Origin of the sequence: Micromonospora coriariae (assembly GCF_900091455.1) — a bacterium.
In the GTDB taxonomy this organism is placed as follows: Bacteria; Actinomycetota; Actinomycetes; order Mycobacteriales; family Micromonosporaceae; genus Micromonospora; species Micromonospora coriariae.
The window spans coordinates 5,754,420-5,767,793 of sequence record NZ_LT607412.1 but is presented as its reverse complement, the minus strand read 5'-3'; the positions used below and the strand labels follow the sequence as shown (position 1 = coordinate 5,767,793).

General features: G+C 74.9%; 12 protein-coding genes. 5 read left to right on the top strand and 7 right to left on the bottom strand.

Annotated elements, in window-relative coordinates:
- Positions 1-25: 25 nt before the first annotated feature.
- The 3 genes from GA0070607_RS26720 to GA0070607_RS26710 are packed head-to-tail and all read left to right on the top strand — an operon-like array spanning position 26 to position 3,463.
- The gene (locus tag GA0070607_RS26720; protein ID WP_089020656.1) at positions 26-850 is read left to right on the top strand and encodes an ABC transporter ATP-binding protein; all 825 of its coding nucleotides are present in this window, start codon (positions 26-28) and stop codon (positions 848-850) included.
- Positions 847-2,901, top strand: coding sequence for a penicillin acylase family protein (locus GA0070607_RS26715; protein WP_089020655.1), 2,055 nt, complete (start codon positions 847-849; stop codon positions 2,899-2,901). The genes GA0070607_RS26720 and GA0070607_RS26715 overlap by 4 nt, the downstream gene beginning before the upstream one ends.
- On the top strand, positions 2,891-3,463 hold the full coding sequence (locus GA0070607_RS26710) for a GNAT family N-acetyltransferase (protein ID WP_089020654.1): 573 nt from the start codon (positions 2,891-2,893) through the stop codon (positions 3,461-3,463). The genes GA0070607_RS26715 and GA0070607_RS26710 overlap by 11 nt, the downstream gene beginning before the upstream one ends.
- Before the next feature lie 19 nt (positions 3,464-3,482).
- Here GA0070607_RS26710 and GA0070607_RS26705 read toward each other — a convergent pair whose 3' ends face one another.
- The 3 genes from GA0070607_RS26705 to GA0070607_RS26695 all read right to left on the bottom strand — a co-directional run bounded on the left by GA0070607_RS26705 (position 3,483) and on the right by GA0070607_RS26695 (position 6,078).
- Positions 3,483-4,100, bottom strand: a complete 618-nt coding sequence (locus GA0070607_RS26705) for a bifunctional 4-hydroxy-2-oxoglutarate aldolase/2-dehydro-3-deoxy-phosphogluconate aldolase (RefSeq protein WP_089020653.1) — start codon at positions 4,098-4,100, stop codon at positions 3,483-3,485.
- Positions 4,097-5,134, bottom strand: a complete 1,038-nt coding sequence (locus tag GA0070607_RS26700) for a sugar kinase (protein ID WP_089020652.1) — start codon at positions 5,132-5,134, stop codon at positions 4,097-4,099. Before GA0070607_RS26700 ends, GA0070607_RS26705 begins: the two co-directional genes overlap by 4 nt.
- A 77-nt stretch (positions 5,135-5,211) precedes the next feature.
- Positions 5,212-6,078, bottom strand: coding sequence for a S1 family peptidase (locus GA0070607_RS26695; RefSeq protein WP_089020651.1), 867 nt, complete (start codon positions 6,076-6,078; stop codon positions 5,212-5,214).
- A 177-nt stretch (positions 6,079-6,255) separates the two neighbouring features.
- Here GA0070607_RS26695 and GA0070607_RS26690 point away from each other — a divergent pair, with 177 nt between their 5' ends.
- The gene (locus GA0070607_RS26690) at positions 6,256-7,434 is read left to right on the top strand and encodes a low temperature requirement protein A (RefSeq protein ID WP_157743275.1); all 1,179 of its coding nucleotides are present in this window, start codon (positions 6,256-6,258) and stop codon (positions 7,432-7,434) included.
- 263 nt (positions 7,435-7,697) lie between these two features.
- Here the strand turns inward: GA0070607_RS26690 and GA0070607_RS26685 are convergent, their stop codons facing one another.
- A complete protein-coding gene (locus GA0070607_RS26685) occupies positions 7,698-8,270 on the bottom strand; it encodes a nucleosidase (RefSeq protein ID WP_089020649.1) in 573 nt (190 codons plus the stop codon).
- A gap of 202 nt (positions 8,271-8,472) precedes the next feature.
- On the opposite strand from GA0070607_RS26685, the gene GA0070607_RS26680 reads away from it, so the two are divergent.
- The gene (locus GA0070607_RS26680; RefSeq protein ID WP_197701174.1) at positions 8,473-8,913 is read left to right on the top strand and encodes a Rieske (2Fe-2S) protein; all 441 of its coding nucleotides are present in this window, start codon (positions 8,473-8,475) and stop codon (positions 8,911-8,913) included.
- A 29-nt stretch (positions 8,914-8,942) separates the two neighbouring features.
- Here the strand turns inward: GA0070607_RS26680 and GA0070607_RS33890 are convergent, their stop codons facing one another.
- From GA0070607_RS33890 to GA0070607_RS26665, 3 genes are all read right to left on the bottom strand, one after another.
- Positions 8,943-11,762, bottom strand: coding sequence for an Hsp70 family protein (locus GA0070607_RS33890; RefSeq protein ID WP_089020648.1), 2,820 nt, complete (start codon positions 11,760-11,762; stop codon positions 8,943-8,945).
- 177 nt (positions 11,763-11,939) lie between these two features.
- Entirely contained in the window at positions 11,940-12,647 is a 708-nt protein-coding gene (locus GA0070607_RS26670) for a RibD family protein (RefSeq protein WP_089020647.1), read from the bottom strand.
- Positions 12,644-13,336, bottom strand: a complete 693-nt coding sequence (locus GA0070607_RS26665) for a GTP cyclohydrolase II (RefSeq protein WP_089020646.1) — start codon at positions 13,334-13,336, stop codon at positions 12,644-12,646. The genes GA0070607_RS26670 and GA0070607_RS26665 overlap by 4 nt, the downstream gene beginning before the upstream one ends.
- Positions 13,337-13,374: the final 38 nt, after the last annotated feature.

The window sequence follows — 13,374 nt, the reverse complement described above, 5'->3', positions numbered from 1 at the left end:
CCGCGACGCCTTCGAAGGAGCACCCATGCACCCCGGCAGTTCACGGCTCGGCGGCACCGCGCTGACCCTCGCCTACGATCGGCGCACCATCGCCGAGGACCTGACAGTGGCGGTGCCCGACCGGTCCTTCACGGTGATCATCGGCCCGAACGCCTGCGGCAAGACGACCCTGCTGCGTGCCCTGTCCCGGATGCTGCGTCCGACCACCGGCGCGGTGCTGCTGGACGGGCGGGACATCCACGACATGCCCGCCCGGAAGGTGGCCCGCACGCTCGGCCTGCTGCCGCAGACGTCGATCGCGCCGGACGGCATCAGCGTCGCCGAACTGGTGGCCCGGGGCCGGTACCCGCACCAGGGGCTGCTGCGGCAGTGGTCCCGGGAGGACGGGCGGGTCGTCGAGGAGTCGATGGCCGCCACCGGGGTCGCCGACCTCGCCGACCGGCCGGTGGACGAGCTCTCCGGCGGGCAGCGGCAACGGGTCTGGATCGCCATGGCGCTGGCCCAGCAGACCCCGCTGCTGCTGCTCGACGAGCCGACCACCTACCTCGACATCGCCCACCAGATCGAGATCCTGGACCTCTGTGCCCGGCTGCACGAGGAGCAGGGGCGCACGCTGGTCGCGGTGCTGCACGACCTCAACCACGCCGCCCGCTACGCCACCCACCTCATCGCCATGCGCGACGGGCGGGTGGTGGCCGCCGGCGAGCCGGCCTCGGTGGTCACCGCGGACCTGGTGGCCGAGGTGTTCGGGCTGCCCTGCCGGGTGATCGACGACCCGGAGACCGGCACCCCGCTGGTCATCCCCGCCGCCCGGCGCCGGGCCACCGTGCCCGCCCCGGAGCCGGCGTGAGCGCGGAGCGGTTCCGCGACCGGTGGGGTGTGCCGCACCTGCGGGCCGACGACCCGCTCGCCCTGGCGACGGCGCAGGGCCGGGTGACCGCGTACGACCGGGCCTGGCAGATCGAGGTGGAACGGCACCGGGCGCAGGGGACCAGCGCCTCCTTCCTGGGCGCTGACGCGCTCGGCTGGGACCGGTTCGCCCGGCAGGTCCGGCTCGACGACACCGCCCGTCGCTGCCACGCCGCGCTCGACCCGGCGACCGCCGCCTGGGTGGGCGCGTACGTGGCCGGGGTGAACGCCGGCCTCGCCGCCGGGGCGGCCCGGGCACCCGAGTTCTCCGCCGCCGGGCTGAGTCCGGGCCGGTGGCAGCCGTGGACACCGCTGGCGATCTGGCTGGGTCACCACATCCTCTTCGCGGGGTTCCCCAGCAAGCTCTGGCGCGAGCACGTGGCGCGCCGGCTCGGCCCGGACGCGCGGGACCTGTTCGCCACCGACGGGCCGGCGGTCGCCGGCAGCAACGGATGGCTGCTCGCGGCCGAACGGACCGGCACCGGGGCCGCGCTGCTCGCCGGCGACCCGCACCGGTTCATCGAGGATCCCGGCGTCTACCAGCAGATCCGGTTGGCCTGCCCGGAGTACGACGTGGTCGGGCTGGCGATGCCGGGCGTGCCGGGCATCGGGCACTTCGCGCACACCGGCGCGGTGGCCTGGGCGATCACCAACGCGATGGCCGACTACCAGGACCTGTACGCCGAGCGGCTGCGCCGGCGGGGCCCGGTGGTCGAGGCGTTCGGCCCGGACGGCTGGCGTCCGGCACACACCCACGTCGAGACGATCGAGGTGGCCGGGGTGGACCCGGTCGAGGTCGAGGTGGTGGAGACCGAGCGGGGCCCGGTGATCGCCGGCGGGCCGGAAGAGTTCATCGCCATCAGCCTGCGCTACCCACCCCGGGTCCGCGCCGAACTCGGCTTCGCGGCGTTGCCGGAGCTGCTGCGCGCCCGGAGCGTGGCGGACGTGGACCGGGCGCTGCGGCACTGGGTGGAGCCGGTCAACGTGGTGCAGGCCGCGGACACCGCCGGCGGGCTGCTGCACCGGGTCGCCGGCGCGGTGCCGGTACGGGATCCGGAGAACGGCAGGGGGGTGGTCCCGGCCTGGCGGGCCGAGTACGCCTGGCGTGGCTGGTACGCGCCGCTGCCCCGGGCCGAGGTGGCTGGCCGCGCGGTGATGGCCAACGAGCGGGGGTTGGCCGCACCGCTGGGGGTCGAGTTCGCCCCGCCGCACCGGGCCCACCGGATCGCCGAGCTGCTCGACGCCGGCCGCGACTGGACGGCCGAGCGGCTGGCCGCCGTGCACACCGACACGTACCTGGCGTCGGCCGGCCCGCTGCTGGCGCTCCTGGCCGGGATGACCGGGCTCGGTCCGGACGCCGACGCTCTGCGTGAACGGCTGCTGGGCTGGGACCGGCGGATGGCCGCCGACAGCACCGACGCCGCGGACTTCGCCATCCTGCGGGAGGCCGTCGTACGCCGGCTCGCCGCCCACCCGGCCCTGGCCGCGCTGGCCGAGCCGCCGGCGTACCCGGAGGTGTTCGCGCCCTGGTTGGCGCTGACGCCGCGGGTCGGCTACGCGCTGGAGCACCTGCTCGGCAAGGCCCGGGTGGCCGGCCTGGACGTGGCGGCACTGGTCCGCGCGGCGACCGAGGAGGTCGCCGGCGCCGCGGACGGGCAGGTGTGTTGGGGGGACCTGCACCGGCTGGCGCCGTGGCGGGCGCTGCCCGACCCGGACGGCGGCCCCGGCCCCCGCCTGGCCGGCGACCACGACTGCGTGCTGGCGACCTCCAGCGTGCCCGGGGTGACCCACCGGTGCTTCCGGGGTCCGGCCGCGCGTTTCGTCTGGGACCTGGCCCGGCGGGAGGACAGCCGCTGGGTGGTCCCGCTGGGCGCCTGCGGGGTGCCTGGCGACCCCCACCACGTCGACCAGAGCCCAGCCTGGCTGGCCGGGGAGCTGTTGCCGGTGACCACGGACTGGGAGCAGCTCACCGAGGAGCGAGATGAGCACTGACGCGACGACCACCGGCCCGCACCACTACCGGCGGAACATTCCCGGTTTCGGCGTGGTGACCATCCGGCCGGTGCGGCCCGACCAGGACGTCGACCTGCTGCACGCCTGGGTCACCCAGGAGCGGGCCCGGTTCTGGGGCATGCGCGACGCGAGCCGTGAGCGGGTGCACGAGATCTACGCGTACCTGGACTCGCTGGCCACCCACCACGCGTACCTGGTGCACCGCGACGGCGTGCCGGTGGCGTTGGCGCAGACCTACCAGCCCGAGGCCGACCCGGTCGGCGAGCGCTACAACGTGCGACCCGGTGACGTCGGCGTGCACCTGCTGATCGGGCCACCGGTGGCGGTCGAGCGCGGCTTCACGGGCACCCTGTTCGGCGCGATTCTGGATTTCGTCCTCGCGGACCCGGGCCGGCTGCGGGTCGTCATGGAGCCGGACGCCCGCAACGACAAGGGCATCGACCGGTTCGTGCGCACCGGTTTCCGACCCGGCCCGCTGATCGACCTGCCGGAGAAGCGCGCCCGGCTGCTCTTCCTCGACCGGCCGGCGGCCACCACCTGACGCCGTGCGGCGACCCGGATCAGCGGGCGGGCACCGCGCGGGTGACCAGCTCGGACAGCCGATCCAGCTGGTCGGGGTCGGCCAGCGCCGAGCCGACCGCCACCACCCGCACGCCGGCGTCGAGGAACGCACCGGCGTTGCCCGCATCGAGGCCGCCGGTGGCAACGAACCGCAGCTGCGGCAGCGGGCCGGCGACCGCCCGGAACCAGGCCGGCCCGAGGGAGATGGCGGGGAACGCCTTGAGCCAGGTGAGGCCGTGTCGCAACGCCTGCTGCGCCTCGGTCGGCGTGGCCACGCCCGGCAGGTGCGGCAGGCCACGCGCGGCAGCGGCGTCGGCGACCGCGAGATCCAGGCCGGGCGCGACGGTGAACGCGGCCCCGGCGTCGGCCGCCGCCGCGACCTGCTCCACGTCGAGCACGGTGCCGGCGCCGACGATCCGGCCGCGCTCGGCGCCCGCCTCGACGGCCGCGCGCAGCGCCGGCACCGCGTCGGCGGTCGCCACCGGCACCTCCACCACGTCGATGCCGAGGTCCCAGGCGCGGCCGGCGAGCCGCACGGTCTCCGCCACCGGCAGGCCGCGCAGGATCGCCATCACCCGGGCCGTGCCGAACACATCGTCGAAATCAGTGGTAATCATGATCCATTCCATCCGAGATCGCGGGAGAGCAGGTCCAGCGGCGACCAGGCCTCGACGGGGGCGTCGAGCAGCTGGTCGAACCACGCCCACGGTGGCACCGGGGCGTTGTCGCCGCTGCTGCCCAGCGCCTGGGCCGCGACCAGGTGCCCGAGACGCAGCCGGCGTACGGTGTCGAGGCCGCGCAGCAGCCCGGCGAGGTAGCCGGCGGCGAACGCGTCTCCGGCGCCGACCGGCTCCACCACCGCCACCCGGGGCGCCGGGACGAAGACCGACTCGGCGTCGCGGCCCAGGGCGGTGGCCCCCACCGCGCCGTCCTTGACCACCACCGTCTCCGGCCTCGGCAGCAGCCGGCGCACCGCCATCGGGTCGGCGGTGCCCCACAGGGCGTCCGCCTCGTCCTGACCGACAAAGACCAGGTCACTGCGGTCGGCCAGGTCGCGCAGAACCGGCGCGGCCCGGTCGGCCGGCCAGAGCCGGGCCCGGTGATTGACGTCGAAGCTGACCAGCGCCCCCGGCAGCGGCCGGTCGGTCACCGCGTGCTCGGCCAGTGCTCGACAGGGGGCGGAGAGCGCGGGGGTGATCCCGGACAGGTGCAGCACCCGGGCGCCGGCCAGCCGCTGGTCTGCCAAGGTGCCGGGGTCCATTCGGGAGGCGGCCGAGCCGGCCCGGTAGTAGTGCACCTCGGTCGCCGCCGGACCCGGGTCCTTGACGTACAGCCCGGTGGGGGCCGCGGGATCCACGGTCACCAGATCCACCCGGACGCCGGCGGCGGCGACGTGTCGGACGACGGCCCGGCCGAACGGATCGTCGCCGACCCGGCTGACCCAGGCCGCCCGGTGCCCGAGCCGGGCGAGGTAGCCGGCCACGTTGGACTCCGCGCCGCCGACCGAGACGGCGACACGCTCGGCGTGCTCCAGCGGTTCGCCCGGCGCGGGGCAGAGCACCACCATTGTCTCCCCCACCGTGGCGACCTCGATCGACGGGGAACCGGCCGGGGTGGTCGCGGGGTCGGGTCGGGCGTCGGGGGTCGGCACACGTCCTCCGGGCGAGGGTTCGGGGTGCGCCGAGCCTAGGCGCGTCGCGCGGGACGAGCAACCCGTCCCGACGAGGGTCAGGGCAGCGTCAGCCCGTACGCGGCCAGCACCTCCCCGATCGGCTGGTAGTAGGTGGTGCCGCCGGAGGTGCAGTTGCCGCTGCCACCGGAGAGGATGCCGATGATGGTGCCGGTGGCGGCCACGTAGAGCGGCCCGCCGCTGTCCCCCGGCTCCGCGCAGATGTTTGTGCGGATCAGGCCGGAGACCACGTTGCCGCCGGCGTAGTTGACGGTCTGGTTGAGGCCGGTGACGGTGCCGCACCGCACCCCGGTGGTGGCGCCGCTGCGGCACACCGCCTGACCGACGTACACGCTGCCGGCGCCGTAGATCGTCAGCAGTCCGGGGTAGGTGTAGACCGCGCTGGGATGGGCGATCCGGCCGGTGTAGCGGATCAGGCCGTAGTCGTTGCTGGGAAAGCTGGTGGCGGCACGGGTGCCGAGCACGGTGGTCTGCGCGCTGTCGGCGTACCAGGCGCTGGAGACGGTGGTGCAGTGCCCGGCGGTGATCACGTAGTAGGTGCTGCCGCTGCGCACGTTCGCGCCGAGCGAGCACCGGCTGCCACCGCCGTAGATGCCCTGTCCGGCGGCGATCAGGGTGCGCAGCGTTCCGGGTTCCCGGCGCAGCAGCGCGCCGGCCCGGTCGGCCACCGCCCCCAGCGCCGCCACCTGGGCGGGAGCCACGGTGTCGTCGACGGTGATGGTCATCCGGCCGGTGGCGGGATCGAGGCCCCAGGCGGTGCCGGGTGTACGTACGCCGGCCAGCGCGGCCACCGGCTCGGCGGCGGGCGCGGCGGCGGCCCGGTCGGGGACGGCGGCCTGCGCCGCGCCGGGCGCGACGAGCAGGAGTGCGGTCAGGACGAGGGCGACGAGCGGGCTGCGGCGCATCCGAACCTCCGAAGAGATCGAGATATGTGGATGCTGTCAAGCATCGCCCGGCGGCTGTCGCCATGGCAACCACGCCCGGTCGCGCGGATGACCAGGGGTCGGCGGGAATCGTCGATCCGGGGACGGGCCACGCCGGCGCCGCCGATAATCCTCGAAGGACGCGGCGGGAGGCCGGGCATGACCACCGGAGGCACTGCGGCGCTGGTACGCCGCACGGACGGATCGGCCCGGGCCACCCTGCTGGAGCTGCTCTTCGACGTGGTTTTCGTGGCCGCCCTCGCCCTGGTCTCGAAGCTGATCGCCGAACGTGAATCCTGGACCGGCGCCGCGGCGGTGCTGCTGACGCTGACGGCCATCTGGTGGACCTGGTCGGTCACCTCGACCACTACCGAGTTCTACGACCCGGATCAGCGCCCGATCCAGGTCATCCTGATGGTCGCCATGGTGGGGTCGGTGGGGATGGCGGCGGCCCTGCCGATGCTCTCGGCCGGGCACGCGATGGTCTTCGCGATCGCGTACGTCACCACACACGTGGTGCGCGGCGTCGTCCTGATCACCTCGTTGCACAGGCAGCGGCACCAGGCGGCCAAGAGACGGGCCACGCGGTTCCTGTTCTGGTTCGTGGTCTCCGGCGTCTTCTGGATCACCGGGGCGGTGACCGGCGCGCCGGACTGGACACTCTGGGCCGTGGCGATTGCGATCGACCTGATCTCCGCGGCGGTCCGGTACCCGACGCCCTGGCTGGGTCAGGTGCCCATCGAGCAGTACGACCGGACCACCGGGCACCTGGCCGAGCGGTACCAGCAGTTCATCATCCTGGCCCTCGGCGACATCATCCTGGTGCCCACCCTGGAGGTCAGCCGGACACAGTTCGACCTCTTCCGGCTCACCGCCCTCCTCTGCGCCTTCACCATCATGCTGCTGCTCTGGCAGATCTACGTCTTCCGGGCCGGCCAGTTCCTGTTGGCCGGGGCCGAGGCGAGGCAGGCGTCCCGGCTGGCTCCGTACACCCATCTGGTGATGCTGGCCGGCGTGGTCGGCACAGCGGCGTCGTTCGACCTGGTCGCCGCCCAGCCGACCGGAGAGACGCCGGTGCGGTGGCTCATGCTGATCGTCGGCGGTCCGCTGCTGTTCGTGCTCGGGCGCATCCTGTTCACCTGGTTGGTGACCAACAACGTGCCGTGGCGGCGGTTGGCCTGGCAGCTTCCGGCGCTGCTGGTGCTGCCGTGGGCCGGCGGCTGGCCGCCGCTGCTGGTCACAGTGGTCGTGGCGGTCGGGCTGGCCGGTCACATCCTGACCCCCGGCGCCGGCCGGGAGACCAAGCCGGGGCTGGAGTGGCGGCGAACCGACGCCTGACCCGCGACCGTCCGGCGAGGTGCCGGGCGGACGGCCCGGTCGCGCTGGTGGCCAGGGTCGGCGGAATCGTCGATCCGGGGACGGGCCGCGCCGGTGCCGCCGATAATCCTCGGAGGACGCCGGCCCGACGCTGTTCGTGCTCGGCCGCGTCCTGTTCACCCTGCTGGTGTCCGCGGTCGTGCCGTGGCGGCGAGTAGCCTGGCTGCTCCGGGAGACCACGCCAGGGCTGCGACCATGGCAAGGCGGCGACTGACCCGCGACAGTCAGTCGAGGTGCCGCCCCGCCCAGTCGGCGAGGTCTCGGGCGCAGGCGTCCACCGACTCCCGCCACGTCCGGGCGGCGCCATCCCCCGCCTCGTCGCTGACCTGCTTGACCAGCCGGCACGGTACGCCAGCCTGGTTGGCGGCCCACGCGATCGCGTACCCCTCCATGTCGACCAGGTCCGCGCGCTGCGCCAACCGGTCCCGCGCGGCGTCGTCGGCCACGAACGTGTCCCCGGTGGCCAGGACCGCGCCCTCGGCGGCCAGCGGCAGCGGCGCGCCGTACGTCTGGCCGGTGAGCGTGCGCAGCAGGGCGGTGTCCAGGTCGTGCTGGAGCACCGTGGCGACCTCGTGGATGCCGGTCCAGCCGGTGCGCAACGCCCCCGCCGTGCCCAGGTTCAGCAGCAGGGCGGGGCGCGGGCCGGCGGCCAGCACGGCCGCCACCGCGCTGGCGGCGTTCACCTTGCCCATCCCGGTGAGCAGCACCGGCAGTTCCGGCGGGAGGTACCGGGCCTCCTCCTCGACGGCGAGCACCACCAGCGGACGATCGGCCCGGACCGTACCCCGAAGAATCACCGCAGCATCGTACGGGCAGTCCCGGCGGCGGGCGCGTCGGCGTCGGCGGACGTGCGCCCAGCCATCATTCAGCTGGCTCGCACCGCGTGCCCAGCCGGGTGGGGCAGGCTGGCCCGGCGAGCCACCGGACCGGTCCGGGTGCGCCACCGCCGACACCGGCGACCGCGCCCGGACGACGGCGGTCCGGTCCGCCGACGGAGAGGTGACGACGGTGTACGACGGGCAGGAGTTCCTCCGCGACGACCGCTGGTGCCTGAGCAGGCGAGCGCTGCTGAGCGGGGCCGGTGCGGTCGGCGCGGCCGGACTGTTGAGCGCCTGCGGCGCCGTTGACTCCCCCGGCGGTCAGGCGGCCGCCGCACCCGGCACCGTGCTGGTCAAAACCGGCGACGTGCCGGTCGGCGGCGGCACGGTCGTCAACGGTGTGCTGGTGGTCCAGCCCGAGGCCGGCGCCTTCGCCGCGTACGACACGACCTGCCCGCACCAGGGCGCGCGGGTCGGCGCACCCCGCGACGGGGTGATCACCTGCCCCGCGCACAACTCCACCTTCTCGGCCAGCGACGGCACCCGCCTCGCCGGCCCCGCCACGCGCGGGCTCACCGAGATCCCGGTCCGGGTCGACGGTACGAACATCGTCCGGGCCTGACCCCGCCGAGGCCGGCCGGCCACCGAGGCTCAGTCGTCGACGAAGCTGTACAGGACGAAGTCCTTGTCCGCGCCGCAGGCGATCACCCGGGTGTTCCATGAGCAGGACGCGCTGCGGACGTCCTCGAGCTCGCCCAGCGGGTCGACCTCGCCCGACTCGGCCCACACACCGGCCAGGACGCGGTTGTCCGCCACCGTGCTGGGCGCCTTGGCGAAGAGCAGCAGGTTGCCCTCGTCGAGGCGGACCGCCACGCCGCGGTGCTCCCGCAGCACCCGCTTGCCGTCGGCGTCGAAGAGGCTGACTGTGGATTCCGGGCTCTCCCGCTGGGCGAGCAGCTGGGTGCCGAGCGGAACCAGGCCTGTCACGCCCGGCGCCGCCCACCGAACCGGGCTCCTGCCCTCGGTCGCCGCCACCACCTCGGTGCGCTCGGCCTCGCTGTTCGGCACCTCCAGCAGGCAGGCCCGCCGCTCACCGCAGGCCACCAGGTCCTTCGGCCGGCGCTGGTCGTTCCCGGCCCGGTAGAGCACCACCGGCGTGGCGTCGGAGTTCAGGTCGTACGCCAGCAGCTGGTACCCGCCGTCGTTGGCGGCCACGTAGAGCCGGTCCTCGTGCGCCACCACCAGGTCGTCGAGGTCCGCCACGTTGCCCCACTGGCGCAGCACCGAGCCGGAGGCCATGTCGAGCAACCGCGCCGACCGGTCCGCACCGATCTGCACGAGTTGCCGCCCCTTGCTCGCCCACGGGTTCCGTGGCGTGCCGTCGAAAAAGGCCGGCCCGCCGGCGGCCTCATCGGTGCCCACCGGTCGGACGACGGTGCGGCGGCCGTCGTACTGGTCGCGGGGGTTGGGCTTGGTCCACGTCTCGTGGCCGTCGCTCAGGCGCAGGCCGACCAGTCGACCGCCGGCCCGGTCCACCAGCACCGCCACGCCGTCGGCGAAGTACACGCTGTCGTCGCCACGGATCGCGCGGTTCCAGCGCTGCGCGCCCAAACGACCGTCGAGGACGGCCAGCTGGCGCGGGGTGCTGTCGCCCGGCGCGTCGGCGATGACCGCGACCGCCCCCGGGAGGGCCACCAGCCCCGTCCAGTCGTCGGCGGTGATATTGGTCTGCTTGCGCCACAGCTCGTCGCCGGTGCCGGTGTCGACGGCGACCACCTCCAGCCGTTTGTCCGGCAGCGGGTACCCGAGGTAGGCGCGATCCTCGAGCACCGCCGTCCACATGCCGCTCGGCCGCTCGGCGCCGGCATGTGGCCGGGACAGCTCAGTGAGCGGTCGGAACTCCAGGTCCGGGTAGCGGTCGCGGAGGAAATAGAGCGTCCCCGCGGTGGCCGCCCCGGCCAGGGCGAGCACCGCGCCGAGCACCACCCAGCGGGCCCGCCGCCAGCGCGTCCCCAGGGCGGAGGTGGGCGTCGGCGGCGGGGTGGCGTTGGAGCCGTTGACCAGGGTGGCCGGTACGTTCGCCGGCCCTGGCACGGCCGGCGTCGGCGCCCCCGGCCCGGACGACCCGGCAGGCAGGGTCGACACCGGCCCGTGCTGCGACGGCACCGTCGGCGCTGTGGAACCGGCTGCGGCCGGAACGGTCGGCGCGGTCGAACCGGCTGCGGCGGGGACAGTCGGTACGGCAGGTGAGATCGGCGCCGGCGGCGCGGGTGCTCCCGCCGGGGCGGGCGGGGCGAGCGGCGGTCCGGCGTAGGCCGGGGCGGACAGTTGCCGGCGCAGTGGCAGGTCGGTCAGCGCTCCCTCGGCCACCGGCAGCTCCGGCTGGTCCAGCACCGTCGGCGCCACTCCCAGCTCGGCGTGCAGCATCCGCGCCACCAACGGGATCCGCGACGACCCACCGACCAGGAACAGCCCGGCGAGCTGGTCGGGGCTGAGCCCGGCGGCGGCGATCACCTCCCGGGCCCGCTCGACCGCGCGGCGCAGCAACGGCGTGGCCACCCGTTCGACGTCCGCCCGGGTCAGCCGCACCGCCTCGGCCACGCCGGGTACGGCGACCGGCGCCACCATCGAGCGGGACAGCGTCTCCTTGGCGCCCCGGACCTCGTCCCAGAGCCGGACCTGGTCGCGGCGCTGCGCCGGGTCGGTCGGGTGGATCAGCCGGGCCCACTGCGCGGCGTGCCGGTCGCCGACCAGCTCGCCGACCCGCTGCACCAGCGCGGCGTCGAGATCCAGGCCACCGAGATCCGGCAGGCCACCGTCGGCCACCACGCTGAAGCCGGAGTCACCCCACGGGTCGGCGCCCTCGTTGCGCAGCACCGCGACGTCGAGCGTCCCGCCGCCGAAGTCGAACACCGCTATCGCGCCGCCGACCGGCACCGGCCGGTGCAGCACCTGGGTGTAGTAGCGGGCGGCCGCCACCGGCTCGCGCAGCAACCGGGTGCCCGGCGGCGTCGGCCCGGCGAGGGTGTGCTCGGCCGCCTGCGGCCAGCCGGCCCGCATGAGGGCGTCGCCGAGCACCTGACGGCGGGTCGCGTCCCAGGCCGCCGGGCAGGTGACCACGGCCGGGGGCAGGAAGCCGACAGTGCCCACCGCGGCCCGCGCGACCGCCGCCAGCACCGCGGCGAGCAGCTCGGCCGGTGGGTACGAGCGGTCCCCGAGCAGCACGCCCGGCTCGTCCACCCGACGCTTCGGGTTCGCCTCGAACCGGGCCGGATCGGCCTGCGCCAGCCGCCGCGCGTCCCAACCGGCGTGCAGCGTGCCGTCCGGGTCGGCGTACACGGCGGACGGACTGACCGGCTGACCGTCCATCAGCAGCGGACGGGTCCGCCCGTCCGGCCAGCGCAGTACCGCGACCGTGTTGGACGTGCCGAGGTCGACGCCGAGGGCGAAGCCCTCGTGCTGGCCTGCCATCTACCCGATACCTCCGCCACGACGAGGGGAACCCAGCCCCGCATGGTACGCAGCCGGCACCGACCCGCTGATCACTCGGTCGTTTGCCGCACTCCGCCACAGGTCCGAGCGCAGGTCGTCAGGTCGGTCCGGGTGCCACCGACCCAGGGACACGTCGCGGCGCCGTCGAGGTCGAGGTCAGGTCTCGCCGCAGCGGTCGGAGAGGGCGTAGCGGAGCAGGACCACGTCGCCGATCTGGCGGGTCTCGGCCAGCCGGGCCCGGCGGCCCGGGTGCCAGGGGAAGCGGCCCTCGCCGACGAACCGGGGCGCCCGGCCGTCGCCGACGAAGAACGGGGCGACCACCAGGTGCAGCTCGTCGGCGAGGCCGGCGGTGAGGAACTGGGCGTGCACAGTCCCGCCCCCCTCCACCATCAACCGCCGTACGCCCCGGGCGGCCAGGTCGGCCAGCAGCCATCCGGGGTCGACCGGCTCGCCCGCGTCCACCACTGTGGCCAGCCGGCCGAGCCGTTCCCGGGTCTTCTCCAGCACGTCGCTGGCGCAGTAGACGAGCCGGGTAGCGTCGCCCGCGGTGAAGAACCGAGCCGTCGGGTCGAGATCACCCCGGGCGGTCAGGGTGACCTTGATGGGCGAGGCGGGCCGCCCGCCGGCCACCCGCTCGGCCCGCCGCCCGGCCGAACGCACCAGCAGCCGGGGATCGTCGCGGCGGACGGTCCCGGCGCCGACCAGGATCGCGTCGCAGCTGGCCCGGACCGCGTCGACCCGGTCCAGATCGTCCGCGTTGGACAGCAGCAGCCGCTGGTCGGAGGCGTCGTCGATGTACCCGTCGATCGAGGTGGCGCAGCTCAGCAGCACGTACGGCCGCGCCAGCGCCGGCCGGCAGCTCATGGGGCGACGGGCCGATCGGGGGTACGCCCAGCCGGCGCCGCGTCCGCCGACTCCGCCTCGGTCTCCGCGGCCTTGGCCGCCTTCGCCGCCAGGTAGTCGGCATTGGCCGGCGACAGGAAGATGCCGGTGGGTACCCGCTCGGCGACCGCCACACCCAGGCGGGTCAACTGCTCGGCCTTGTCCGGGTTGTTGCTGAGCAGCCGGATCCGGGGCACGCCCAGGGTGGCCAGCATCTGCGCGGCGGCGGTGTAGTCCCGCTCGTCCTCGCCCCGGCCGAGCGCGACGTTGGCCTCGTACGTGTCCAGCCCGGCGTCCTGCAGGGCGTACGCGTCGAGCTTGGCGTACAGGCCGATGCCCCGGCCCTCCTGGCGCAGGTAGAGCAGGAAACCGCCGCTCTCGGCGATCCGCTGCACCGCCTCGCGCAACTGTGGACCGCAGTCGCAGCGCTGGCTGCCGAACACGTCACCGGTCAGGCACTCGCTGTGCGGACGGACCAGTGCCGGCTCGCCGTCGGAGGCGAGCCGGTCCAGGGCGCCGGCCCAGTCGCCGAGGCCGAGGGCGAGGTGCTCCCGGCCGTCCACCAGACCCTTGAACGTGAACACCCGGGCGGTCGTGGCGTAGCCGTCGGGGAAGGTCAGCGGCACCGTGACCTGCGTACGGACCGTGGCGACCGGCAATGCTTCGGGCATGGGACTCCTTTGTCCGGCGCCACCACCTGCGGTGGCGC

Coding starts and splice junctions, on each gene's coding strand:
- GA0070607_RS26720 (WP_089020656.1), top strand. CDS start 26: ATGCACCCCGGCAGTTCACGGCTCGGCGGCACCGCGCTGACCCTCGCC.
- GA0070607_RS26710 (WP_089020654.1), top strand. CDS start 2,891: ATGAGCACTGACGCGACGACCACCGGCCCGCACCACTACCGGCGGAAC.
- GA0070607_RS26705 (WP_089020653.1), bottom strand. CDS start 4,100: ATGATTACCACTGATTTCGACGATGTGTTCGGCACGGCCCGGGTGATG.
- GA0070607_RS26695 (WP_089020651.1), bottom strand. CDS start 6,078: ATGCGCCGCAGCCCGCTCGTCGCCCTCGTCCTGACCGCACTCCTGCTC.
- GA0070607_RS26690 (WP_157743275.1), top strand. CDS start 6,256: ATGACCACCGGAGGCACTGCGGCGCTGGTACGCCGCACGGACGGATCG.
- GA0070607_RS33890 (WP_089020648.1), bottom strand. CDS start 11,762: ATGGCAGGCCAGCACGAGGGCTTCGCCCTCGGCGTCGACCTCGGCACG.
- GA0070607_RS26670 (WP_089020647.1), bottom strand. CDS start 12,647: ATGAGCTGCCGGCCGGCGCTGGCGCGGCCGTACGTGCTGCTGAGCTGC.
- GA0070607_RS26665 (WP_089020646.1), bottom strand. CDS start 13,336: ATGCCCGAAGCATTGCCGGTCGCCACGGTCCGTACGCAGGTCACGGTG.